This is a genomic window from Chitinophaga sp. 180180018-3, assembly GCF_037893185.1.
Taxonomy (GTDB): domain Bacteria; phylum Bacteroidota; class Bacteroidia; order Chitinophagales; family Chitinophagaceae; genus Chitinophaga.
Genome location: NZ_CP140772.1, coordinates 6,772,548 through 6,796,735 on the forward strand (window position 1 = coordinate 6,772,548; position 24,188 = coordinate 6,796,735).

The following is a 24,188-nucleotide window of genomic DNA, read 5'->3' on the forward strand; positions in this document are numbered from 1 at the left end:
TTCATGAGTGTTCCTTTATATAACCGCGATCTCAGCTGGTTATCTTTCAACTACCGGGTATTGCAGATGGCCACAGACCCGCAGGTACCTTTGTACGAACGTATCAAATTCCTGTCCATCTTCTCCTCTAACCTGGACGAGTTCTTCCGGGTGAGGATGCCGGCCATACTTACCATCAACAAGGTTCTGGAGCAGGATCCTGCCGCCGGAGAAAATGAATCCATCAGCCCGGAAACGCTGCAACAGGTGCTACAGGAAATCAACCGGCAGCAACAGGAATACGGGCAGATATTCCGCAACGATGTGCTTCCTGCATTATCTGCACACGGCGTGCAGTTGTACTACAACGCACCATTCCTGCCAGCGCATGTGGCGTTCACTAAACATTATTTTCTGACCACTGTGCTCGCATACCTTCAGCCAGTGTGGCTGAGCGGCCATCAGCGGAAATTTTTTCCGGAAAATAATGCGCTATATCTGGTTGTAACGCTCACGCCTATACGCAATGAACAAGTCAGGGAATACGTGATAGTGAACATACCGTCCGGACTTCCCCGCTTCCTGCCATTACCTGATCAGGAAGGGCGTCATTACTTTGCGATTCTCGATGATATCATCCGTACACATATCGGTTACCTGTTCCCTGCGTATACGGTGGAAAACTGCCATAGTATCAAGCTCACCCGGAATGCGGAGATGGACATGGATGAAATGAAAACAGACATCCTGGAAGAAGTAGAAACGTTGATCCGTAAACGTGAGTTGGGAGTGCCTACAAGATTTCTCTATGATGCTACCATGCCGCTGCCGTTACTACATTTCCTGGCGCAGCAGTTTGATGCACACGACGATGAACTGGTAGCTGGCGGGCGTTATCACAATCTGAAAGATCTTGCCTCACTGCCGGTACCAGTGGGCCTTCAGCAGGTAGAATATCCTAAGGCGACGCCGGCAGATAACAAGATTATATCAGACACTGATCATCTGCTCGATCTTGTACTGCAACAAGACCTGCTGGTGCATTTGCCTTATCAGCGATACGACTGCATCCTTCGTTTTTTTAATGAAGCTGCAGCTGACCCCGACGTAGCGGAGATATACGTAACCCTCTACCGCATTGCCTCCGGTTCTCAAATAGCACAGGCCTTAATCAGCGCCGCGCAAAACGGAAAGAAAGTAACTGTTTTTGTGGAGTTGAAAGCCCGCTTCGATGAAGCCAACAATGTACGCTGGGCCAGGAAAATGAAAGAAGCCGGCGTAAAGCTGATATATAGTATCCCCGGCATGAAGGTACACGCCAAAACCGCATTGGTAAAGCGTAACAGGGGTTATCAATGGGATTACTGCGGGTTGATAGCTACGGGAAATTTCAATGAAAGTACTGCCAGATTTTATACAGATCATGTGCTGTTCACGGGCCATACCGGCATCACCCGGGAAATGGAACTTTTATTTCTCTACCTTCAAAGCAGGGAACAACCGGGGCAATATCAGTTTCTCCACTTTGAGCACCTGCTGGTAGCGCAGTTCAATATGACGGAAAGGTTCTCCCAACTGATAAACCGGGAGATCGGGCACGCCCGGGAAGGGAAACCAGCGCATATTATCATCAAGATAAATAACCTGCAGGAAAAAGGAATGGTCAACAAACTGTACGAGGCCAGTGAAGCCGGGGTGCAGGTAGATCTGATCGTGCGGAGTATCAACTGCCTGGTACCGGATATCCCGGAAAGCAGTAACATCAGGATCATCCGTATAGTAGACCGTTACCTGGAACATGCACGCGTATTCATCTTCCATAATAATAACCAGGAAGAAGTATACATGGGCTCGGCCGACTGGATGAACAGGAACCTTCACCGCCGCATTGAAGTATGTATACCCGTATACGCGCCCGCCCTCCAGCAACAGCTGAAAGACATCGTACAGCTCCAGCTGGAAAATACCGGTACTGCCCAACAGGCTATACAGGCGTATGTGCAAAATATAATGTAAATTAGATATCCTGATATAAGTGCATTTTTATGAAGAAGTATATTTGGACGTTGTTACTGAGTATCGTCTTTGCCATTCCCACTTCGCAGGCACAGACTTTCGACCTTGAGCACATTTATAATCCTGTTGCCAATGCAAAGGCGGATATTGCGGCAGCTCAGCAGCAGGCTGCCCGGGAAAAGAAACATGTATTGTTACAGATTGGCGGCAACTGGTGTATCTGGTGCAAGAGACTGTATAAATTCATCGAGGATGATCCTGAGCTAAAAGCTGATATGAACAACAGCTATGTGGTGTATCATCTCAATTACAGCAAGGAAAACAAGAACCTGCCCATCCTGAAGGAGCTGGGCTATCCGCAGCGATTTGGTTTCCCGGTGCTGATAGTATTGGATGCGCAGGGTAACCGGCTCAATACCCAGAATACCGGTTTACTGGAATCCGCAGATACCTATGACAAGAAAAAAGTACAGGAATTCCTGAAACAATGGTCGCCGGCGGCATTGCTGCCCTCCCATTATATCAACGAATAGCAACGTTATGAATAACAGCGTTACCATTTTTAACACGGATGCTGTGCAATCTTTTCAAAAGTTTGCACGGCATCCGTTTAAATTTTCTGCCTACCTTTTCTGGAAGATACCAGCCGCCTGGCTGGCCGGTGTAAGGATACAGTCGCTCGATGCAGATACCTGCACCACCTCTGTTCCCTTCCGCTGGCTGTCTCAGAATCCTTTCCATTCTACTTATTTCGCCTGCCTGTCGATGGCCGCTGAAATGAGTACCGGTCTTCCTGCAATGATGTATGTGCGTAGCGCCCCAAAACGTGTATCCATGCTCGTTGTAAACATGGAATCTGTTTTTGTGAAGAAAGCTACCGGCATTACTTTTTTCACCTGTTCCGAGCTCCCTCTGTTAAGATCAGCCATTGAAAGAGCACTCAGCAACGGTACACCGGAAACTGTTGTATTACATAGTGAAGGCAGAGATAAAGACGGCATACTAATTGCCTCTTTCGCCATCACGTGGTCTTTTAAAAGTAAATCGTAAAATTGGTGACCCAATTCACCCTAAAACAATGATATGAAAATTGCATTTCATGGCGCCGCGCGCACCGTTACAGGATCAAAGCATCTGATCACACTTAAGAATGGTAAAAAGATTTTAATGGACTGCGGCATGTTCCAGGGTATGGGACACGACACGGATTCCCTTAACAGGGATTTCGGGTTTAATCCGGAGGAGATCACCTATATGGTGCTTTCTCACGCCCACATCGACCATTCCGGCCTCATTCCACGACTGGTAAAAATGGGCTACAACGGACCAATCTATTGTACCCCTGCCACCAGGGATATGACGGAGATCCTGCTCCTTGATTCTGCAGAGATCCAGCAGGATGATGTGAAATTCACCAATAAAAAAATGGCGCAACAGGGCCTCCCTTATGTACAGCCACTGTACAGTGTGGAGGACGCCAAAAATGCGATCCATTCACTTAAACCAATTGGATATAATACCTGGACGAATATAGATCCGGATGTTCAGCTGATGTTTACAGATGCCGGACATATTGTAGGAGCTGCTTCTATGCATTTACGCATCACAGAAAACGGCAAAACAGAACAAATCACCTTCAGCGGGGATATAGGCCGGTATAACGATGCGATCCTGAAATCGCCGGCTACCTTTTCGCAGGCGGATTATATCCTGATTGAATCTACCTATGGCAGTACATTACACGCGGATGCCAAACCATCCGATGATGAATTGCTGCGGTACATACAGGAAACCTGTGTTGAAAAGAAAGGTAAACTAATCATCCCTGCCTTCAGCGTGGGCAGAACACAAGAGCTCCTTTACACCCTGAATAATGCACAGTTGAAAGGTACCTTACCTAAGGTGGATATTTTTGTAGACAGTCCTCTTTCTACAGAAGCTACAGAGGTTACCAAAGCGCACCCTGAAGTGTTTAATAAAGAAGTTTCCAACCTGCTGAAAACAGACGATGATCCTTTCGATTTTCCGGGCCTGCACTACATTAAATCAGTGGATGAATCCAAATCACTGAACTTCCGCAAAGAGCCCTGTGTGATCATATCTGCTTCAGGAATGGCGGAAGCCGGGCGTGTAAAACATCATATCGCCAACAATATCGATGAGCCGCAAAATACCATCCTGATAGTAGGATACTGCGAGCCTGAATCATTAGGTGGGCGCCTGATGCGCGGGGCTAAAGAAGTTTCCATTTACGGTACAAAATATGAAGTGAAGGCAGAAGTAGGCGTTATCCGCTCTATGAGTGCGCATGGCGACTATGAAGATCTGAGCCAGTGGCTGGCCTGCCAGGATCCACGGGAAGTAAAAAAATTGTTCCTCGTACATGGAGAATACGAAGTACAACAAATTTTCCGCAACTGGTTACTCAAGAAAGGATTCCTGGATATTGAAATTCCGGAACGCCATTATGAGATCGGGTTGGCCTGATAACTATCAACCTTCCACCAGTGGGAACCAGAGGTTAGCCCTGGTTCCCCTGGCTTTTCCTTCTTCATCCACTAAATCTTCTATATCAAAACTGGCATCTACATTAAACCGGTTGTTGTAAATGGAAAGCCGGTCGCGGGTAATCTGGAGGCCGCGCGACTGATGTCCCGGTTTATTCGCTTTCTTTATAGCAGTGGCCTTTTCGCGGCCTACCCCATTATCTTCGATCGTGCAAAGTATACGATCGCCTACTATTCTGAAAGTAATGGTTACCTTCCCTTTGCTTTTATCATGTACTAACCCATGCCAGATGGCATTTTCCACGAAAGGCTGAACAACCATCGTGGGCACTTCCACCATATTGGCATCCAGCTCAGGATCTACAATGATCTCATATTCGAACTCATCTGTAAACCTTAATTTTTCCAGTTCCAGGTAGTTCTCCAGTACGCTTACTTCCTGTGCTACGGTAGTATGATTCAGCTGCGAATTATCCAGCACATTACGGATCAGTTTTGCAAAGCGACTCAGGTAGGATAATGCCTGCTCAGTTTCACTTTTCATCATGAATGTTTGAATGGAGTTCAGCGCATTGAAAATGAAATGCGGATTCATCTGTGCACGCAGCGCTTTCATCTCCAGCTGTGCTATCTGTTGCTGAATGGCTTCCCGCTGTTTTACTTCTTTCCTGACACTGGCAATACGCATCTTATAATACATATATGCCAGCGTCAGTACAATCAACAAACATAATACCCTGAACCAGCCTGTTTGCCAGAAAGCCGGCTGTATGAAAATATTCAGGGTGGTAACGTGATCCGAAAAAGTACCCACGCTGTTTACTGCCTTCACTTTAAACTTATAGTGCCCTGGCGGCAGATTGGTATACTTAGCCATCAGCAGGTTATCAGCAGGCACCCAGCTTTCATCTACACCTTCCATCTGGTAGTAATACAACGTTCGCTCGTGGTGGTATTGCAGGCTCTTAAACTCAATGGTGACGAAGTTTTGCTTATAGCTGAGTACCACCGGTACACTGTCCTGCAGCGCTGCCTGTATCAGCACTACGCTATCCATTGCCTTCAGATTCAGAATAGCCACATCAGGCGGAGGCGGTGCTACCAGCAGGCTTTGCGGGTCAAGTACCACAATATGCTCCGATGCACCAATAAGTAATTTCCCGTTTTTGAGCTTCAGGATGCGGCGCCTCACCTTGCGGGCATTATCAATAATATCGTCTGTTTGTACAAAAGTTTCCAATTTATCTGCTACAACGTCGTACCTGTAAAATCCATACTGTGCTGTAAACCAGATCTTCCCTGGTTCATCTTCTTCCATGCTCAGTACCCATTGATCAAACAGCATATCGTTAATCACTACGGGCCTGCTGGTATGACGAAGGGTGTTACAAATCCAGAGCCCGTGGTCTGTTCCGGCCAACAGGATGCTGTCATTGTAACGTTGCAAACAGGTGATATTACTATAGCCATGATCTTTCCACTCAAATATCTGCCGCGACGTTATCCTGCGTTGCCGGATGTCGAAGCGCATCAGCCCGGCGCTGCTGGAGCCTAGCCACAATATGGAATCCCCCTCAGGGATGATGTCCATCAAAGAAACCTGGTGTTTTATTGAATCGGTGATCTCATGATACAAACGGAAAGTGTTTGCCTGAGGATTCCAGCTTGCGAGCCCTCGTTTATACAAACCAATCCATACCAGCGTGTCGCTCTGTGGCTCCAGGTGCAGGATCGTTTGCTCAAACAATAAGGGAGAAGTGAGATGTTTGTCGAATTTACCAGTATGCGGATTGAAAACAGACAGATTACCATTCTCCTGCCCCACCAGTATTGCTCCATTCGTTAATTCAGCGAAGGTCCATACCTGGCTTCTTTCTTCGGGAAGACTTTCCGCCGGCTGCCCGTTGCTCGTATGCATGTAGCTCCTGAGCAGGTTCTGAGCTGAGTCCAGCCGGCTGAATCCTTTTCCCCAGTACCCCACATATATGTCGCCGTTAGTTGCCTGATAGATACCGGTTACTTCGGCTGCAGGCAGGTGTTCACGAGTATTATTAAAGACAGTATAGCTATTGAGCACCCGGAAGGAGTTGTTGTGCAGACTGAGGATATTCACACCATGGTCTGTTCCTATCCACAGATGCCCTTCCCGGTCGCTCATAAAGCAGTTGGTTTCATAGTCATAATGCAAGCCTTTCTCCGCAGTATTATCAGCTATGATATTAATATCAATAAGACCAGTACGCCTATTCATCCTGAAAATGCCGCTCCTTTCGGTAGCTACCCACAAATTTTTCTCATGGTCTGTTACCAGGTCGAAAATAGCATCCATCGCCGGCACATTCTTTCCGGCTATGGCAGGCGGTGTTTGAAAGGGATAACTCTTCATTTCCCGCGAAACGGGGTTGTAGCAGTACAGGCACCCATTGCGGGCAGCCAGCCAGATCTGATGTTGCGGGTCGGTAAATATTTTCTTAAACGTATCATCAATACCGAATACCGGTAGCTGCTGCGGATTATTCCCCGCACTGAAGAGTTGTTTCCGTTCCCTGTCGAGTATATAGAGGCCGTGCTTTCCACTCAGCCAAAGATTACCGGCTTCGTCTTCCATAATGGCATCCATCATTTGAATCCGCTCTGCTTCCGGGATCACAGTGGCGGGGTGGAAGGATTGAGTTTTCTCGTCCAGCTTCAGCAGTCCGTTGTGTGTGGTAGCCCAAATTACTCCTTTGTGGTCCTCTACAATCTGACTGCATTGCAATCCCTCCGGGCGTACATCACGGTCTATTACTGCGAGTATGCGTACCCGCTCTGTAACCGGATCGTATACACGAATATTATCAGGGGTGCCCATCCAGATGCGTCCTTTCCTGTCTTCACACAGGCAGATATCATCATAATAAATAGACCCCGGTACTTTATCGAAACTGGCTACCGTTACCAGGTTGGCACCATCATAGCGTTGCAGGGCTGTACTGGCAATCCAGACAAAGCCTTTACTGTCCTGCATGATAGCAGATACATGATTGCTGGCGAGTCCGTTGCTGATATCAAGATGAACAAAATTATAAGCGATTCTTCCGGGATGTTGTGCGGTGGCAACAGACAGGCATACAGTTCCCTGCAACAGGATCAAGAAAAACCTGATTGCAAGCCATTGTGCTGCGATATATGCCTTTGCGGAATGCCGGATCATTGGTAATCATAATAAATTTACTAAATGTTGCTGTTAAGTCGTTACATGGGGGAAAGAATGATAGTACAGGACAGTTCCCCCCGTTAATTTTTATTATGTTTAGGCAAAGTCGATATGAACATTACTGCGAGTTGGCGTACAAACTAGCGTTTACTGATATTCTGCATACATATAGCTATTTGTCGTTTCATGGCATTTAGCTCCTGAATCTTTTCGTCAATCTGCAACAGCTTCCTGCTCAAAACCTCTATCTGGGCTTTCTTACTAATAGTTTTCAGATACCATGCATCAATGACCTCCTTAATCTCATTTAAAGTAAATCCCACGGCTTTTGCCATCTGAATAAATCTCAATTTATCTATAACATCATCTCCATAATACAAATAGTTGTTCGTTTTTACTTCTGGCTTTTTCTCCCCTTTTATAAGACCGGATTTTTCATAGAAACGGATGGTACCTATTGGAATGCCTGTTTCTTTGGAAAGTTGATTAATCAGTTTCATTCTTAAAAATAATTAAACTATATAGTATACTGCATACTTTTTGGTATCAAAAGTATTATCTAAGTTTGGTAAAACAAATTGCGCGATATAAAAATCACTAAGATGTATTCAGATCAGGAATTGTTAAAAATGCTCCCCGGTTATACTAACCAGTATGCAGAGGCAAACGGCATCAGATTGCACTACGTGGAAGGCGGCGTGGGCGAGGCATTAGTTTTGATTCCGGGCTGGCCGGAAAACTGGTGGGCGTACCATAAGATAATGCCTTTACTCTCTTTAAAATATAGCGTACTTGTCGTGGAACCAAGGGGTATGGGCAGCTCCGAAAAGCCATTAGCCGGTTATGATAAGAAAAACATGGCAAAGGATATATATGAATTGGCTCAAAAATCGGGTCATCGTAAAATTCATATCTGTGGGCACGATATTGGTGCTCATGTAGCATTCAGTTTTGCTGCCAATTACCAGGAAGCAACCGGTAAGTTAATAATGTTGGATACACCACATCCCGATGAAACAATGTATCAGCTGCCAATGTTACCCATTACCGGAATGAACTATACTTATCCGTGGTGGCTTGCTTTTAACCAGGTAAAAGAGCTTCCGGAAGTACTTTTAGCAGGAAGAATGAGAGTTGTAATCGACTGGATTTTTAAGTCGTTACTAAATAATCAAAACAGTTTAAGTGATTTCGATAAAGGCGTCTATAGCCATGCTTACGACAGCACTGAAGATATCCGCGCTTCTAACGCATGGTATCAGGCATTCGCACAGGATATTCAGGACAGTAAAGCTTACCCAAAGATTAAAACTCCGGTACTCGGTATAGCCTGTAGTAACAGTTATGAAATGTTAAGCGCTTCGCTCACTAAATTCGCTACGGATATAAGTATGAAAAAAATTGAAGATAGCGGGCATTTTTTGCTTGCTGAAAAGCCGGAAGAAGTAGCAGCGCAGATAATGGAATTTTTAGGATAAGGGTAAGCACATTCCTGAAACATAAATATAAGAATGCTCAAAAAAAAGAACGCATCGAAAGTAAATTCGATGCGTTCAACATTTCTTGTACCACGTACGGGAATCGAACCCGTGATTCCTCCGTGAAAGGGAGGCGTCTTAACCCCTTGACCAACGCGGCGTTTTCGTTTGGGATTGCAAAGATAGGAAAACATTTTACAATCCAAAATTTTTTTTCACTTCTTCAGCCAAAGAAAACCATCCTGCTATTTAAGTCCTGCTATGAGGTTAACGGTCAGTGCCACCACAAAGGTATTCAGGATAAAAGACAATAACCCGTGCGCCAGTGCTGTACGCCTGATCACTCTCCCGCTGATTTCCACATCAGATACCTGGAAAGTCATCCCGATCACGAAAGCGAAATAGGCAAAGTCGAGGTAATCCGGCTTCTTTTCTCTCGGGAATTCCAGTCCGCCCGCATGTCTTGTTTGATCCTCTTTATCGTTATCATAATAAAGGTTCGCATAATGAAAAGTCAACGTGGTATGCACCATCGTCCACGATGCCAGTATCCCGGTGATCGCTACCGGCAGGTACAGGATTTTCGACAAACCTGTTACCTCATTTGTGAGCACCAGCAATAGCACAATTACAAGACTGGCTACTGCGGCACCGATCACCGAAAAGGAAACGAAGATCCTGCTTCCATCGTCGATCGTTGCCCAGGTCCGGATATGCTCGGCTGAACGATTGTAAAAAATAATCCAGCCGGTAGTGATATGTGCCAATGCAAATACATCCCATAGTAATGCATACAGTACCAGCGGATGCAGATTCAGCTGCAACAACCAGCATAGCAGCCATACTCCCAGGGTAACCCCCAGACTTATCATTACCCGGTTCATTGGACGCATGTCCAGCAATACCTTAACAGCTTTTTTTTTCCCCATTGTTTTATTCTGACTTGTAACCTTAAAGATAAATATATCAGCGTTCTGAATTATATTCCTACAAATTTAGTGGACTATTGTTCAGATCATACTATTTAAGTACCTTAGCAAGATAATAATCATCAACCAAATGAATACTACGATCCGGCCTGTTTTCCGGTATTGTGCCGGATATTATCAGCAATGCCTTCGGGCTATGAAATAATTTTAAATCAACCAAACAAACGTCTTTATCCCCTGTTTACTATTTGATCCTCTGTAGAAGATCATCTCACCATTAAAAACTATAGTATGAAAGCAAAACTGTACATTCTGGCATGGCTATTCTTATTGCCTGTTTCACTATACGCACAAACACTGGAGGGAACGATATCAGACAGCAAACAACCTTTGGTAGGCGCTTCTGTAAGGATCGTAGGCCGGAATACGGGTATGATCACCGACGCGGCCGGCCATTACAAATTATCCCTGCAACCCGGCAGCTATAAGGTAAACGTCAGCTACATCGGATATCAGCCCCTGGAAAAGGAAGTGACGTTAACAGCAGGGCAGCGTCTCATACTCGACTTCCAGCTCAAAACTACCGACGACCTGAGTGAAGTAGTGGTACTCGGCTCCAGAAGCGCACCGCGAAGCCAGCTTAGTACAGCTGTTCCGGTAGATGTTGTAGACGTGAAACAAATCGCCCAGTTTTCACCACAGGTAAGCATTAACCAGATACTCAACTATGTGGCACCTTCTTTTTCTTCCAACACACAAGCACTGGCCGATGGAACAGACCATATTGATCCGGCCTCTCTGCGTGGCCTGGGGCCCGACCAGGTATTGGTGCTGATTAACGGCAAAAGACGACATACCACCTCATTGGTGAACATCAACGGCAGCTTCGGTAAAGGTTCCGTTGGTACCGATATGAACGCTATTCCCACCGCCGCTATCAAACGCATTGAAATACTGCGCGACGGGGCTTCTGCGCAATACGGCTCCGATGCCATTGCTGGTGTAATCAACATCGTACTGAATGATGAAGTCAATAAGGTGAACGTTAATGTGACTACCGGCGCCTATGTTTCCAAACATTCTGAAAATAACTTCGACGGACAAAACGTTCAGGCTAATATCAGTTACGGCCTGCCACTTGGAAACAAAGGCGGGTTTATCAATCTCGCCGGTTCTTATGATTACCGGAACTATACCAACCGCTCCGGTACGTTTACCGGCACTATTTTCACAGATTACAATGATCCTTCTTTTGCTACCGTACCCGGCACCCCTACCGGCAAGGATGTTACGGATCAGGTGCTGGCCAAACGCGGACTTAGCCGCAGCGATTTCAATTCTCGGGTCGGCCAGTCGGCCAACCGCGGCGGTAGCCTCTTTTTCAACGCCTCTCTGCCAGTAAGCGATAAAGCAGAAGTGTATGCTTTCGGAGGCCTGAATTACCGCCACGGCGAAGCGGCAGCTTTCTACAGAACACCTGCCCAGCTCACCCAAACCAACGACACGATCTATCCCAACGGATTCCTGCCGCTGATCGTAACAGATAACCGCGATAAATCACTCGCCGCCGGCATCAGAGGTACGCTCGGGGAATGGAAGGTCGACTTCAGCAATACGTTCGGTGAAAACGGCGTCGATTTCACTGTTAGCAATACCCTCAACGCCTCCATGCTGAAGGCTTCGCCTACCAGCTTCGAAGCAGGCGGGTACCGCTTTCAGCAGAATACCACCAACCTCGATTTCAGCCGCCTGTTCAAGGATGCCCTGAGTGGCATCAACGTGGCATTCGGCGCTGAGCATCGTTACGAGAACTACCGCATTCTGCCCGGCGAAGCTTCCTCTTATACCAACTTCGGCAACGCCCTTAAAATTGGTACGGACGCACAGGGAAACCCCATCCTCGTTCCTGATCCAAGAGGCAATGTATCTACCCGCTTTGCACGGAATGGTAGTCCGTTTGCCGGTGGGGCGCAAAGCTTTCCCGGCTTTAGCCCCGATAATGCCACCAATGCATCCCGTACTTCTATTGCTGCATATGGCGATGTAGAAGTAAATTTTACGGAGAAACTGCTTGTAGATGGTGCCTTGCGTTTTGAGAACTATTCCGACTTCGGCTCCACACTCAACTGGAAACTCGCCGGCCGGTATCAGTTCAGCCCCAAGTTTCTTTTGAGAGCCGCTGCCAGTACAGGGTTCAGGGCCCCCTCCCTTCACCAGCGCTATTTCAATGCTACTTCCAGCATATATACAGATGGTATCTTTGTTGAATCCGGTACTTTCACTAACGACAGTCGTGTGGCCGCATTGCTGGGAATTCCGAAACTGAAACAGGAAACTTCCTATAGCTACAGTGCAGGCGCCACCAGCAATCTGGGTGCTGTGAAAATAACCGTCGATGGTTACTTCATCCGTATCAACGATCGCGTCGTTTATACCGGGCAATTCTCCGGTAATAAAAACGGTACGCCACAAGAACAGGAGATATACAATATCCTTCGTTCCGCCAACGCGCAAACAGCCCGCTTCTTCGCCAATGCCATCAATACCGAAACAAAAGGTATAGATGCGGTGATCACCTATTCCGCACATCCCGGCAAAGGCCATTTCCGGGCCGATCTGTCCGGTACAATAGCTGTTACTTCCCTCGTTGGTCCCGTACATGCGTCACCGTTACTCGTGGGTAAAGAAAGCACCTATTTTGATGACGCCAGCCGCATCTACCTGGAAAATTCCGTACCCCAAACCAAAGCCAATCTCTCGCTGAATTATACCATTCAAAAGTGGGGATTCTTCTTACGTAACGTATACTTCGGAAAAGTAAAAGAAGCTACCAACACTGTAGCTAACCAGGATACCTACCGCGGTAAAGTGGTCACCGATCTCAGTGTAGGCTACCGCTTCTTCCCTGGCCTGCAACTCACCATCGGTGCCAACAACCTCCTGGATATATATCCGGATCAATTATCAGTAGCCAATTCCAGCTCCGGTCGATTCGTTTATTCCCGCGCCTCCCAACAGTTCGGGTATAACGGAAGATTCCTGTTTGCAAGAGCAACACTGAGCTTTTAATAAAATGCAGCGGAGATTATAAAGTATTAAATACAATATAATCTCCGCTGCATTTTTACTAAAGGCTAACAGCTAGAAATAGCTACACCTCACCTGGCGTAATGAATTCCGTTTTGCATTATCCATTCTCCTGAAATAATACCCCACAGAAATTTCGTGCGTACCATTGTTATAGTTGCGATACTTATTCAATGAATAATCAAAAGCATATCCTATTCTCAACTCAGGCAATACAAACACTTCGGCCATAGCCACCACTGCACTGGATTTGGCAAGCCCCGGCTGCAGGGCAGGTTTGTTGTAAATATTCACAGCAGTACGGTAACCTGCTCCCAGCCATACAGTTTCTTTTAGCAGCACAAACATATTCAGATCCAGGCTGGTAGGCCCGGCCCGATCATCTTTCAGTAAGAATGAAGGCTTCAGGTATACATCGTCATTCATACGTAACATAGCACCAGCAGTCAGGTAATAGTGAGGCTTGGGAGAAGGAATAAAATGCCCCAGCGGCTTGTTCCTGGCCTGATACTGGGCAGTCAGGTTATCTGCCGAAAAGCCGGCAAACCAGGTGGGTGTGGTGTAATAAACCCCCGCTCTCGTATCAAACAACATCATACGTTGCGTAACACCTCCCAGGTTTGGTTCGTTCGGATTATTAAAATCCAGTTCATTCGGATTCAAACCCTGCTGTACAATGCCTGCACCTATCCCAAATGCAAGACGGCCTTCCTCTCCTACCGGTATACGGTACGCATAATTACCATATGCTGTCAGCTGGCTCTGGGCACCGATTTTATCATGCGACACCAGTAAGGCAAGTCCCACCCGGTCGTTATTAACACTTCCATCGATGGCCAGCGACATCGTCACCGGCGCACCTGGTACTCCTATCCACTGGTTCCTGTAAAAAGCATGCGCATTCAATTCCTGCCGGTAACCGGCATAGGCGGGATTAATATAGATCCCATTGAAGATATATTGGCTGAACTGCGCATCCTGCTGGGCATTTGCGCTGTACCAGCAATTGCAGCATAACAGGAACGCTAAATATCTCATGACACGCATAGTAAATGGTTATGGCTTCAGCAATGTGATATATCCTTTGAAATCCTGCCAGCGCCCACTTCCATCTTTTACCCGTAACAGGTAGAAATAGGTACCCGCATTCAATCCTTTTCCACTCCAGTTTTGTGTATATCCTTTTTGCTCAAATACATGGTTGCCCCAGCGATTCAGGATGGTCAGTTCATTCTCAGGATACTGTTCCAGACCTGTTATCACAAATACATCATTCACACCGTCGCCATTGGGTGTGATGGCATTAGGAATATGTAATGCCAGCACCTGCAGCTGATGTGAGCTGGTATTATTCTGTGGCACATTATCCTGTTCCGTTGCAGTAACAGTAGCGGTATTACTAATCAGCCCGGGCTCAACTACCTTCACCCTGATGGCAAGTGAAGCAGCAGCTCCTGCATCAAGATTTCCAATCTTCCATAACACCGTATGATCAGCTACCTGGTAAACAGCTGTACCCACAGCGGGTACCTGCAACAGATCCATGGTTACTTGTCGGGGTAGTTTATCCGTTACCGTTATATTGCTTGCATTTCCCGGCCCGTTATTAGTTACTGAAAGATGGTAATTGAAAGTACCTGCCAGTTTGAAACTACCGTTGTCAGCTGTTTTGACAATCTGCATGTCTGCATCCGGCCCCCGCGCCGGCAACAATGCGATGATCACCGGCCGCGACAGATCGGAAACACATCCTTCGCCGTTATAGGCCTCTACGGTGTATTTCCCCGGAGCGGTAGTAGTGAATTCCTCCTGCGTGGCGCCGGTAATAGCTACCCCGTCGCGGAACCACTGATACTGCGTAGCCTGTGTTTCCGTGGCTGTGAGCTTTACCTGTTGTCCGGGTATGATGTACCTGATGGGCACAGTCTGCGCAAATGCGCCGGCTATGCCCCATGCAAGAAAAAATAATATAGCGGTCAGCTTCTTCAGCATACAAAGCTTACTGAACAGTAATGCTGATTTTCGGAGCGCTTGGTTTCGGCGTAACGTTAACCTGAGCTGCGGTACCTTTATACTGGGTTGTAGCGGTATAATCAGCACACGCTTTCATGGTATAAGCCACCTTTACTGAGTAATTATATTTCTTCTCGGTGGTTGCAGAATTGTCCGCGGCATCTGCAATCGTGTAGGAACTGGTTGTTACCGAAGGTATCTGAACAGGAGCACCAGTGGAACCCACTTCCTGCTTATACCAGGTATAGGTCAGGTCGAAATCTGTTACTGCATAGTCTTTCAGACCCTGGATCTTATTGGGTGTTGTCGCAAAACTCACGGAAGTGTTAAGTATAATCTTCTTACCTGCATCAGTAGGCGCTCCACTGGCCGCGCAATAAGAAAGAGATGGTGTGTTGTCGTCTATGCTGGAAGTAATGCTAAGATCTGGTAAAACATACACTGTATACAGCACCGGATCAGCCGGACAGCCTGCTGTACCTGCAGATGCTATTACCCGGTAAGTATGCCATCCCGGAACAGCATTGATGACACTAAGTTTCTCGTTATTGGGAGTTGCATTGGAAGACAGCGTAGTGGGGTTCCCGTTAGCATCCACCTCATCCCAGGTCCAGGAAGTATAAGATACTGTTCCATCATCTGTTTTCGTAGATGCATTCAGGGTAAAGCTGGATTTTTCCTTACAGAGTACAGCACTTCCATCGCTGGATGAAATTCCTTTCGAAGGATCTGCATTGTACAGATCAGTAGTGTTTTTTAGTGGCAGCGTCTGGGCCTGCGCACTGGCGGCAAATACCAGCATCATCACTGCCAGCAGCCATTTGCAAACATGCATACGTACAGTAGAGATCTGCGAAACAGGTTGGAAAGGCCAGCTCATTTCAGGAGTAGCAATCTTCATATGTTAAGGGTTTAGTTGAATTGTTAAAGATGGTTTACCAGGTTTAGGTTCCGCAGTAACGGTAACGGGCACACGATTTTTTATATTTCCGTTGCATCCGTTCCTCACTGCTTCCACATAAAAGGTATAAGAACCTGCTACAGTGATACTGGGTTTAAACACCTGGCCGGTAGTCAGCAGTGTGCCGTTATCAGCCGCATACCAATTGTAATTGGCACAAGGATCTGTATTGCTGATATTGAAACTCAGTTTATCTGCATCGGTGATACATACCGGACCAGGGGTAAGTTGCCCGTTTATTTTCAGGTCATATGTCGGTACCGGGCGCACCGTTTTTACATCATAAATCCGCAATGCCGACAACAAATCCGCCACTCCGCCTTTCTGGATATCTATCCGGTCGAACGAACCGGGAATGGCAGCAGATAATACATACTTTGGATCTGCACCTGCCAGCAACCGAAGGGCCAGTAAAGAACTATTGCTGGTGATCGGGCTGCCCACCGGCGTATTGCCAAGATATGGCTGCACGGTAAAACCATTCAGCAGCCCAAGATTGAGCAATCCTCCATTGGGATTCTGTAAAACGATATAAACTGAATCGTTTGGCGCGGAGGGTGTATTGAACACCACCGTTTCATATACCTGGCTCAATACCTGCGCTCCGCTGTTCATCAGGGCGTAGGTTTGCAGGTTAGGATCATTGTCAATCGCATTCCACGGATTGTCTACACCACCGGTTGCATTAAGCAGCTGAAGCGTTCCTGCACGCGCTCCTTCCAGCACATCAATTGCCTGATTACAATTAGCGCCGGGTGGGGCGTTCTGCGTAATCCAGGCGTCATATATATTCATGCTCACTCCCACGGCCAATACGCCGGCAATATTCACCCATACCCCATCATATGCCACCGGTGTTCCTGCATTATCCTTCGGCACCATCATCACCTCCACGTCGCCGGCGCCGCCAAGTGCCGCCAGCAAATCGCCTGTAACAGTAGACGCACCCACTGCCTGCTCTATTCCGTTCTTGTAAACAAATGGCTGCATAGTTACCACTACCCCCACTCCTACAGCACTTTTCGGATATCTTACTTTGATGCTTACCTGAGTACCTGCCGGTATTGTATTATCAAATCCCAGATACTGGGTAGTAGCGCCCAACAATAAGCCCAAATTCAATGTGGAGGAGGTTTTCGGATCACCATCCACGGCATTTCCCGGGTTATCAACACCATTAGTAGATCGCTGACGCGACGCATACTTCCGCACCTTGCTGACCGGACATCCCGTTTGTGCAATTGTAATTACCGGTAAGATGAATAAAACCAACAGTAGCCCCCCTCCTCCGATACTACGCAGCATTCCCCCGACCGTATTACGGCATGTTCCGCTTTTCATTTCTGGTACAAGGAAATGGGTCAATATTTTCAAGGCACACCAAGGGCTTCGCATAAGGATACTTACTCGTGATATCTACCGGGATTTTAATTAGGTACGTCGCTAATGTAGGCGAATAATCAACCCTATAGCCCCTTCCAGCGCCCAATGAACAAAATGGATAAAGGTGAAAGATGGATAAAAATGAACAACCGGTCGGGTGTACATTAAATATTTTAAATAAAATAAAATATATATTAATTAAATTAATTATTTAACAATAATTATAATTAATAAAGTAGATGGATTAATTCTGGCATACTTATCTAACTGCCATCTTGCTAAAAAAATTCCCGTGTCGCGGTAATTACTCTTTCAGGCATCCTGCTGATCGGTATATTTGTTTATCATTATCATATTAATGGCAATATGATAGTCTATAAAATAAACTAACATGGATAAAGAGGCTATCATCGATTATTATCGCCGCTTCAACGAAGATGAAAGATTGAAAACCGCCTATGGCATACTGGAAGAAGCTCATACACGCAAACTGATCCTGAAAAATATTGCCGGACCGGCAGCTTCCATTTTTGATATCGGTGGTGGAACAGGCCCCTATTCCCTGTGGCTCGGCAGCCTGGGGTATTCCGTTCACTATTCGGATATTGTTCCCGGCCATGTGCAGCTATTCAGGGAACGACTTGGTACATCCGAAAAAAATGTAAGCTGTTCTGTTCAGGATGCCCGGCAACTATCGTACAATGATAACTGCGCAGATCTCATTATTCTTAATGGTCCTCTTTATCATTTATACGAAAGAACAGAAAGACTGCAGGTATTACAGGAATGCAAACGCATACTGAAACCCAGTGGCAAACTGCTGGCTTTTACAATAGGACGGCTTGCAGGCCTGCTATATGCACTGAGCTCAGGTAAAGTATTTGATGAAGAATACTATGAAATGACGGTAAGAGAAGTGACGACCGGCGTCAGAAGAAACCAGTCGTCCAGCCATCTGACATTCGATATCGCATATTTTCATACCCAGCAGGAAATAGAAGCCGAAATGCTTGATGCCGGTTTTGATGCGGTATCAACAGCCGGAGTATTAGGCCCCGCCTGGAATACGCCCGATCTGGAATCTGTGATAACAGATGAAAAGAAACGAGAACGGCTGCTGGATGTTGCTGAAATGATGGAAATGTATCCTTTGTTAGGCCCCAAAATGATGAGTACGGGAGTGAAATCCATTTATCCTGTCACTGAAAATCCGGCATAAAATATCAGATGAAAGGGATCAGGATGCTGTGAAGGTTTGCAGGCCGAACCAATTTGCAGAAAGAAGTATTTCCTGACTATTATCAGAAACACTCATCCCCCTAATTAATCGGCCCACAGTGTGCGTCAACTGATTGGCTCAAACTCAAGGATAAGAACACCGTTATCCGTCGCACGCGAGTGTTTAAGCCCGAACTTCTTTAACTCCCTGTTGTCGTCGAATAGCCTTAACCCACCACCAATCGAGACGGGATATACCATCAGCCGCAACTCATCAATAAGATCGTGGTGAAGCAGTGCCCTGGCGAGTGTGGCGCTCCCATAAACAAGGATGTCGCCACCATCGGTCTTCTTCAATGCAGCAACATCTTTGGCCACGTCGCGAAGGATGTGACTATTGTTCCACTGCGCCTTTTGCAGACTCCGGGATACGACATATTTCGGCAACTGGTTCATACGATCCGCAAACCCGCTGCCGGTCTGGCCAGGCCAGTACCCTGCAAACAATTCATATGTATTTTTGCCCAACAACAAGGCATCCACACTGGCAAGCTCATCAACCTTATACTTCCCGGTTTCCGGAGTACCGCCATGTTTAAACTGCCAGCCGCCATGAGGATGAGGCGTTTCATTGCCGCCAGGCGCCTCAATAACACCATCGAGGGTGATGAATTCGGTAACGATAATTTTTCGCATCATTCTTTTTTTATAAAGCTACCGGATGTTGTTTGCTCAGGCAGGGGGAGAAAGTGACTTTTTGTGGGTCAAATGCGTCGCGAATTGGAATAAAATGAACATTGTTTGGATAGCTTGGAAGGACTGAAGAATTTGGCTATTTTCAATGAACAAAATGCTATCAGATGCTACCAAAGGGAGTACATATTGAAGGGGTACCAGCAGAACTCGAAACGCTGCTGGCTACCGACGCGAAAGCCAGGGCCTTTTTCGAGTCATTGTCGAAGTCTTATAAGCAGGGATATTGTGACTGGGTGGGTGGGATCAGCTAGGCAGGAAGCCACCCGGAAAACACGGGCGGAGAAAGCGCTGGTCATGTTGCAAAAGGAACAAAAAACCCTGAAAACATGATGTAAACAAAAAGGAGATATACACTCGCCTGCAGTAATATATTGGGGAATTATAAAATATAACAAAAAGGGTCATCATATAAAATGATGACCCTTTAAACTTGCCTGTACCACGTACGGGAATCGAACCCGTGATTCCTCCGTGAAAGGGAGGCGTCTTAACCCCTTGACCAACGCGGCATGTCCGTTTTGGGATTGCAAATGTAGAACCTTATTCTAAAATTCCAAAAAAAAATTTCGTAACCTAAAATTATATTGAAAAATAAGGGTATAGATTGTAAATTCGCCTTCGATTTTTTCATACTCAAATCACGACGAAAAATGGGAACTACTCTCAAAATTGGTATTAATGGTTTCGGTCGTATCGGCCGTTTGGTATACCGCCAGATTTACAAAATGCCCGGCATTGATGTGGTAGCCATCAATGACCTCACCAGCCCTAAGGTGCTGGCGCATTTGCTGAAATATGATTCAGCTCAGGGTAGATTCGATGCAGAAGTAAAGCATTCCGACAACGCAATCAATGTGAACGGTGAAGATGTGAACATATACGCACAAAGAGATCCGTCTCAAATTCCCTGGAAAGACCACAACATCGATGTAGTAATCGAATGTACCGGCTTCTTTACCGACAAGGATAAGGCCGAAGCTCACCTGACTGCCGGTGCTAAACGCGTTGTAATTTCTGCACCTGCTACCGGTGATCTGAAAACAATCGTATTCAACGTTAACCACGACATCCTCGATGGTAGCGAAACAGTTATCTCCTGCGCTTCCTGCACCACTAACTGTCTTGCTCCAATGGCTAAAGTACTGAATGATAAATTTGGTATCGCTACCGGTTTAATGACTACCATCCATGCGTACACCAACGACCAGAACACCCTCGATGCACCGCATCCGAAAGGTGACCTGCGCCGCGCCCGTGCTGCTGCAGCTAACATCGTACCTAACAGCACCGGTGCTGCAAAAGCTATCGGCCTGGTACTGCCTGAATTGAAAGGTAAACTGGACGGTAGTGCTCAGCGTGTTCCAACCATCACTGGTTCTCTGACTGAATTGACTGCTATCCTCAATAAGAAAGTAACCGTTGATGAAATCAATGCTGCTATGAAAGCCGCTGCCAGCGAATCTTTCGGTTATACTGAAGATGAAATCGTAAGCACCGACATCGTTGGAATCCACTTCGGTTCCCTGTTCGATGCTACGCAGACTAAAGTATTAACTGTTGGCGATCAGCAAATGGTGAAAACCGTTTCCTGGTACGATAACGAAATGAGCTATGTATCACAGCTGGTACGTACTGTGAAGTACTTTGCCGGCCTGATCAGCAAATAATATTACAGAAAATGCTCCCGGTCCGTCCGGGGGCATTTTTTAAATTCCGCGGAACTACACCACAGCAGCTATAGACCAGAGGATTTTTTTGGTTGTATACTTGCTTTGCGTTGTTGGTACCGCGGTTTTCATTTCACCCCTTCTTCCGTTACTTTAAATTGATCGCTATGAGTAAATTTTCTGACTATAACTTCAACGGCCGCAAAGCCCTTGTTCGTGTGGATTTCAACGTACCGTTGAACGATAAATTTGAAATTACTGACGACACCCGTATGCGCGCTGCTGTACCTACCATCAAAAAGATCCTGAGTGATGGTGGCGCAGTGATCCTTATGTCTCACCTGGGCCGCCCAAAAGATGGTCCTACTGATAAATATTCTTTAAGACATCTTGTTTTTCACCTGATTTCACTGCTCGGCGGCACTACGGTAAAATTTGCGGACGACTGTGTAGGTCCTGTTGCTGAAAAAGCAGCGGCCGACCTGCAAATGGGCGAAGTACTACTGCTGGAAAACCTCCGTTTCCACAAAGCGGAAGAAAAGGGTGATCCCGCTTTTGCTGAACAGCTTTCCAAATTGGGTAACGTATACGTAAATGATGCTTTTGGTACTGCTCACCGCGCACACGCGTCTACTGCAGTGATTGCACAATTTTTTGCTCCCGAAAACCGTATGTTCGGACTACTGATGGAAGCTGAAGTAATCAGCGCCCGTAAAGTAATGGACAGCGCTGCAGCTCCTTTCACCGCTATTCTCGGCGGCGCGAAAGTAAGCGACAAAATCCTCATCATAGAAACACTCATGGAACGGGCTAATAACCTGATCATCGGTGGTGGTATGGCTTATACCTTCCTGAAAGCACAGGGCAAGGAAATAGGCAGCTCTCTCTGTGAAGATGATAAACTCGACCTCGCTAATGAACTCGTTGCCAAGGCTAAAGCCAAAGGCGTGCAACTGCTGCTCCCCGTTGATTCCGTGGCGGCCGACAAATTCGCTGCTGATGCCAATACACAGGTAGTTTCTAACGATAATATTCCTTCCGGCTGGATGGGTCTCGACATAGGACCGAAGTCTGTAGCGCTTTTCGGCGAAACAATCTCCGCTTCTAAAACCATTTTATGGAATGGTCCGATGGGTGTTTTTGAAATGACTCCATTTCAGGGTGGTACTAAAGGCGTGGCAGAAGCTATCGTAAAGGCTACTGCAAACGGCGCCTTCTCCCTCGTGGGCGGCGGCGACTCAGTAGCTGCTGTAAACCAGTTTGGTATCGCTGATAAAGTGAGTTATGTTTCCACCGGCGGTGGCGCATTACTGGAGTTCTTTGAAGGTAAAGAACTGCCAGGTATTGCCGCAATCGGATAAACCAGTAACTGAAGAAAAAAGCCGTTGAAGTGAATGAACGGGAATTGCTCCTGTCGTAATAAATCATTTACTTCAATGGCTTTTTATTTTCTGCCTTTTACAATGAATGATCACTAACTAAATTTCCGGTATATGAATAAACGCCTGCTCTGGTATCCCGCTATTATCGGCATTTTTGCAACACTGATCTGGATTATTCTTCATAAAGGACAGTCCCTCCCCATTAATGTACATCCCGTACTGCCCGCTGTACCAGCCGCTGCAACTACGCATCCGGATAGCTGGTGGCGTTATCTCGATAATCTGAAACACCCGCTGGGCCTGCTGTTGCTGCAGATCATCATCATCATGCTGGCTGCACGTGCCTTCGGCATACTGGCTAATAAAGTAAAACAACCCGCAGTAGTAGGTGAAATCATTGCCGGCGTTTTGCTGGGGCCCTCTTTACTGGGTTGGCTTAGCCCCGGTTTTTCCGCCTTCCTTTTCCCGGTAGATTCACTAAAGAACCTCCAGTTCCTCAGCCAGATTGGATTGGCGTTCTTCATGTTTATTGTGGGAATGGAGCTGGATATCCAGAAGATCCGGCACAAAGCTCACGACGCTGTAATGATCAGTCATGCCAGTATCATCGTGCCCTTCTTTCTGGGGGTGTGGCTTGCCTATTTTCTTTTCACCCGCTTTGCCCCGGCTGGCGTAAGCTTCCTGTCTTTTGCACTGTTTATGGGCATCGCAATGAGCATCACCGCTTTCCCGGTGCTGGCCCGCATCGTTCAGGAAAGAAAACTCACACAAACGCCGCTCGGGGTTATGGCAATCACCTGCGCTGCTGCCGATGATATTACAGCCTGGTGTATACTGGCTGTGGTAGTAGCTATCGTCAATGCTGGCGGCCTGTTGAGTGCGGCATTTACCATCCTGCTGGCAGTGCTGTTTGTTGCTGCCATGTTGCTGGTGATACGACCCTGGCTGAACAAAACAATTAAAGCCCAAATGGCGAAGGGCCGGCAGAAAGCTGCTGTATCGCTGGTTTTCTTTGTACTGCTGATATCTGCCTGGCTGGCGGAAGTGATAGGAATACATGCGCTCTTCGGTGCCTTCCTCGCTGGCGTAATTATGCCTGTTGATACCAATATCAAACAGGTGTTAACAGATAAACTGGAAGATGTAAGTGTGATACTGCTGCTGCCGATCTTCTTTGTATTTACCGGTTTGAGGACACATATCGGGCTGCTGAACCAGGGCGACTTATGGGTAGTCTGCGCTATGATCATGTTGGTAGCGGTATCAGGTAAATTTGGAGGAAGCACTGTTACTGCACGCTTAATGGGTCAAAGCTGGAGGCAATCTGTTGCCATCGGCGCCCTGATGAACACCCGCGGCCTTATGGAACTGGTGGTACTGAATATTGGTTTCGACCTGGGTATCCTTTCTCCGGAGATCTTTGCAATGATGGTACTCATGGCATTGGCCACCACCTTTATGACCGGCCCCTTGCTCGATCTGGTGGCCCTCAGTGATAAACGCAAAGGCCTCGCGATTAATTAAGAACCGGGAACATAACATTAAGAAACAGAGCGAGGCCCTAAGCGGATAATGTTGATATTATCTGCTTAGGGCCTCGCTCTATCTCTTAATAC

19 protein-coding genes and 2 tRNA genes are annotated in these 24,188 nt (G+C 46.7%); 11 read left to right on the forward strand and 10 right to left on the reverse strand.

Annotation, left to right across the window (positions count from 1 at the left end; genetic code table 11):
• Positions 1-3: 3 nt before the first annotated feature.
• Genes ppk1 through UNH61_RS26550 form a run of 4 tightly spaced genes read left to right on the forward strand, consistent with a single transcriptional unit; the run spans position 4 to position 4,482 of the window.
• Positions 4-1,995 (forward strand): polyphosphate kinase 1, encoded by a 1,992-nt coding sequence (gene ppk1 / locus UNH61_RS26535; RefSeq protein WP_326995024.1) that lies wholly within the window; start codon positions 4-6, stop codon positions 1,993-1,995.
• 29 nt (positions 1,996-2,024) lie between these two features.
• Positions 2,025-2,528: a thioredoxin family protein gene (locus tag UNH61_RS26540; RefSeq protein WP_326995025.1), complete on the forward strand. Its 504-nt coding sequence runs from the start codon at positions 2,025-2,027 to the stop codon at positions 2,526-2,528.
• A gap of 7 nt (positions 2,529-2,535) precedes the next feature.
• Complete coding sequence (locus UNH61_RS26545; RefSeq protein ID WP_326995026.1) at positions 2,536-3,045, forward strand: DUF4442 domain-containing protein; 510 nt, start codon at positions 2,536-2,538, stop codon at positions 3,043-3,045.
• 33 nt (positions 3,046-3,078) lie between these two features.
• A complete protein-coding gene (locus UNH61_RS26550) occupies positions 3,079-4,482 on the forward strand; it encodes an MBL fold metallo-hydrolase (protein WP_326995027.1) in 1,404 nt (467 codons plus the stop codon).
• Positions 4,483-4,488: 6 nt separating this feature from the next.
• Here the strand turns inward: UNH61_RS26550 and UNH61_RS26555 are convergent, their stop codons facing one another.
• Together UNH61_RS26555 and UNH61_RS26560 are read right to left on the reverse strand one after the other, a co-directional pair.
• A complete protein-coding gene (locus UNH61_RS26555; protein ID WP_326995028.1) occupies positions 4,489-7,695 on the reverse strand; it encodes a two-component regulator propeller domain-containing protein in 3,207 nt (1,068 codons plus the stop codon).
• Positions 7,696-7,838: 143 nt separating this feature from the next.
• Complete coding sequence (locus UNH61_RS26560; protein ID WP_326995029.1) at positions 7,839-8,198, reverse strand: MerR family transcriptional regulator; 360 nt, start codon at positions 8,196-8,198, stop codon at positions 7,839-7,841.
• Between the two features lie 102 nt (positions 8,199-8,300).
• On the opposite strand from UNH61_RS26560, the gene UNH61_RS26565 reads away from it, so the two are divergent.
• Entirely contained in the window at positions 8,301-9,176 is an 876-nt protein-coding gene (locus tag UNH61_RS26565; RefSeq protein ID WP_326995030.1) for an alpha/beta hydrolase, read from the forward strand.
• Positions 9,177-9,264: 88 nt separating this feature from the next.
• Here the strand turns inward: UNH61_RS26565 and UNH61_RS26570 are convergent.
• Positions 9,265-9,336: transfer RNA gene (locus tag UNH61_RS26570), tRNA-Glu, on the reverse strand.
• Positions 9,337-9,421: 85 nt separating this feature from the next.
• On the reverse strand, positions 9,422-10,105 hold the full coding sequence (locus UNH61_RS26575) for a DUF1345 domain-containing protein (RefSeq protein WP_326995031.1): 684 nt from the start codon (positions 10,103-10,105) through the stop codon (positions 9,422-9,424).
• 291 nt (positions 10,106-10,396) lie between these two features.
• Here UNH61_RS26575 and UNH61_RS26580 point away from each other — a divergent pair, with 291 nt between their 5' ends.
• Complete coding sequence (locus UNH61_RS26580; protein WP_326995032.1) at positions 10,397-13,174, forward strand: TonB-dependent receptor; 2,778 nt, start codon at positions 10,397-10,399, stop codon at positions 13,172-13,174.
• Between the two features lie 72 nt (positions 13,175-13,246).
• On the opposite strand, the gene UNH61_RS26585 is transcribed toward UNH61_RS26580, so the two are convergent.
• The 4 genes from UNH61_RS26585 to UNH61_RS26600 are packed head-to-tail and all read right to left on the reverse strand — an operon-like array spanning position 13,247 to position 17,471.
• Positions 13,247-14,230, reverse strand: a complete 984-nt coding sequence (locus UNH61_RS26585) for a type IX secretion system membrane protein PorP/SprF (RefSeq protein WP_326995033.1) — start codon at positions 14,228-14,230, stop codon at positions 13,247-13,249.
• 18 nt (positions 14,231-14,248) lie between these two features.
• Positions 14,249-15,184 (reverse strand): gliding motility-associated C-terminal domain-containing protein, encoded by a 936-nt coding sequence (locus UNH61_RS26590; protein ID WP_326995034.1) that lies wholly within the window; start codon positions 15,182-15,184, stop codon positions 14,249-14,251.
• Between the two features lie 7 nt (positions 15,185-15,191).
• Complete coding sequence (locus UNH61_RS26595; protein WP_326995035.1) at positions 15,192-16,106, reverse strand: hypothetical protein; 915 nt, start codon at positions 16,104-16,106, stop codon at positions 15,192-15,194.
• A gap of 3 nt (positions 16,107-16,109) precedes the next feature.
• Positions 16,110-17,471, reverse strand: coding sequence for a hypothetical protein (locus UNH61_RS26600; RefSeq protein ID WP_326995036.1), 1,362 nt, complete (start codon positions 17,469-17,471; stop codon positions 16,110-16,112).
• A gap of 469 nt (positions 17,472-17,940) precedes the next feature.
• Here UNH61_RS26600 and UNH61_RS26605 point away from each other — a divergent pair, with 469 nt between their 5' ends.
• Entirely contained in the window at positions 17,941-18,768 is an 828-nt protein-coding gene (locus tag UNH61_RS26605) for a class I SAM-dependent methyltransferase (RefSeq protein ID WP_326995037.1), read from the forward strand.
• A 125-nt stretch (positions 18,769-18,893) separates the two neighbouring features.
• Here the strand turns inward: UNH61_RS26605 and UNH61_RS26610 are convergent, their stop codons facing one another.
• Positions 18,894-19,463 (reverse strand): dihydrofolate reductase family protein, encoded by a 570-nt coding sequence (locus UNH61_RS26610; RefSeq protein WP_326995038.1) that lies wholly within the window; start codon positions 19,461-19,463, stop codon positions 18,894-18,896.
• A gap of 164 nt (positions 19,464-19,627) precedes the next feature.
• On the opposite strand from UNH61_RS26610, the gene UNH61_RS26615 reads away from it, so the two are divergent.
• Entirely contained in the window at positions 19,628-19,774 is a 147-nt protein-coding gene (locus UNH61_RS26615) for a YdeI/OmpD-associated family protein (protein WP_326995039.1), read from the forward strand.
• A 186-nt stretch (positions 19,775-19,960) separates the two neighbouring features.
• On the opposite strand, the gene UNH61_RS26620 is transcribed toward UNH61_RS26615, so the two are convergent.
• Positions 19,961-20,032: transfer RNA gene (locus tag UNH61_RS26620), tRNA-Glu, on the reverse strand.
• A 141-nt stretch (positions 20,033-20,173) separates the two neighbouring features.
• Between UNH61_RS26620 and gap the strand changes: the two genes are divergently transcribed.
• The 3 genes from gap (at position 20,174) to UNH61_RS26635 (ending at position 24,096) form a co-directional block, all read left to right on the forward strand.
• The gene (gene gap, locus UNH61_RS26625) at positions 20,174-21,190 is read left to right on the forward strand and encodes a type I glyceraldehyde-3-phosphate dehydrogenase (RefSeq protein ID WP_326995040.1); all 1,017 of its coding nucleotides are present in this window, start codon (positions 20,174-20,176) and stop codon (positions 21,188-21,190) included.
• A gap of 167 nt (positions 21,191-21,357) precedes the next feature.
• Positions 21,358-22,551: a phosphoglycerate kinase gene (locus tag UNH61_RS26630; protein ID WP_326995041.1), complete on the forward strand. Its 1,194-nt coding sequence runs from the start codon at positions 21,358-21,360 to the stop codon at positions 22,549-22,551.
• A 132-nt stretch (positions 22,552-22,683) separates the two neighbouring features.
• Positions 22,684-24,096: a cation:proton antiporter gene (locus UNH61_RS26635; RefSeq protein ID WP_326995042.1), complete on the forward strand. Its 1,413-nt coding sequence runs from the start codon at positions 22,684-22,686 to the stop codon at positions 24,094-24,096.
• Positions 24,097-24,188: the final 92 nt, after the last annotated feature.

What these genes read in the sequence shown, in the direction of transcription:
- ppk1 (WP_326995024.1), top strand. Translation starts at nt 4, where the DNA reads ATGAGTGTTCCTTTATATAACCGCGATCTCAGCTGGTTATCTTTCAAC.
- UNH61_RS26540 (WP_326995025.1), top strand. Translation starts at nt 2,025, where the DNA reads ATGAAGAAGTATATTTGGACGTTGTTACTGAGTATCGTCTTTGCCATT.
- UNH61_RS26545 (WP_326995026.1), top strand. Translation starts at nt 2,536, where the DNA reads ATGAATAACAGCGTTACCATTTTTAACACGGATGCTGTGCAATCTTTT.
- UNH61_RS26550 (WP_326995027.1), top strand. Translation starts at nt 3,079, where the DNA reads ATGAAAATTGCATTTCATGGCGCCGCGCGCACCGTTACAGGATCAAAG.
- UNH61_RS26555 (WP_326995028.1), bottom strand. Translation starts at nt 7,695, where the DNA reads ATGATCCGGCATTCCGCAAAGGCATATATCGCAGCACAATGGCTTGCA.
- UNH61_RS26560 (WP_326995029.1), bottom strand. Translation starts at nt 8,198, where the DNA reads ATGAAACTGATTAATCAACTTTCCAAAGAAACAGGCATTCCAATAGGT.
- UNH61_RS26565 (WP_326995030.1), top strand. Translation starts at nt 8,301, where the DNA reads ATGTATTCAGATCAGGAATTGTTAAAAATGCTCCCCGGTTATACTAAC.
- UNH61_RS26575 (WP_326995031.1), bottom strand. Translation starts at nt 10,105, where the DNA reads ATGGGGAAAAAAAAAGCTGTTAAGGTATTGCTGGACATGCGTCCAATG.
- UNH61_RS26580 (WP_326995032.1), top strand. Translation starts at nt 10,397, where the DNA reads ATGAAAGCAAAACTGTACATTCTGGCATGGCTATTCTTATTGCCTGTT.
- UNH61_RS26585 (WP_326995033.1), bottom strand. Translation starts at nt 14,230, where the DNA reads ATGAGATATTTAGCGTTCCTGTTATGCTGCAATTGCTGGTACAGCGCA.
- UNH61_RS26590 (WP_326995034.1), bottom strand. Translation starts at nt 15,184, where the DNA reads ATGCTGAAGAAGCTGACCGCTATATTATTTTTTCTTGCATGGGGCATA.
- UNH61_RS26595 (WP_326995035.1), bottom strand. Translation starts at nt 16,106, where the DNA reads ATGAAGATTGCTACTCCTGAAATGAGCTGGCCTTTCCAACCTGTTTCG.
- UNH61_RS26600 (WP_326995036.1), bottom strand. Translation starts at nt 17,471, where the DNA reads ATGCTGCGTAGTATCGGAGGAGGGGGGCTACTGTTGGTTTTATTCATC.
- UNH61_RS26605 (WP_326995037.1), top strand. Translation starts at nt 17,941, where the DNA reads ATGGATAAAGAGGCTATCATCGATTATTATCGCCGCTTCAACGAAGAT.
- UNH61_RS26610 (WP_326995038.1), bottom strand. Translation starts at nt 19,463, where the DNA reads ATGCGAAAAATTATCGTTACCGAATTCATCACCCTCGATGGTGTTATT.
- UNH61_RS26615 (WP_326995039.1), top strand. Translation starts at nt 19,628, where the DNA reads ATGCTACCAAAGGGAGTACATATTGAAGGGGTACCAGCAGAACTCGAA.
- gap (WP_326995040.1), top strand. Translation starts at nt 20,174, where the DNA reads ATGGGAACTACTCTCAAAATTGGTATTAATGGTTTCGGTCGTATCGGC.
- UNH61_RS26630 (WP_326995041.1), top strand. Translation starts at nt 21,358, where the DNA reads ATGAGTAAATTTTCTGACTATAACTTCAACGGCCGCAAAGCCCTTGTT.
- UNH61_RS26635 (WP_326995042.1), top strand. Translation starts at nt 22,684, where the DNA reads ATGAATAAACGCCTGCTCTGGTATCCCGCTATTATCGGCATTTTTGCA.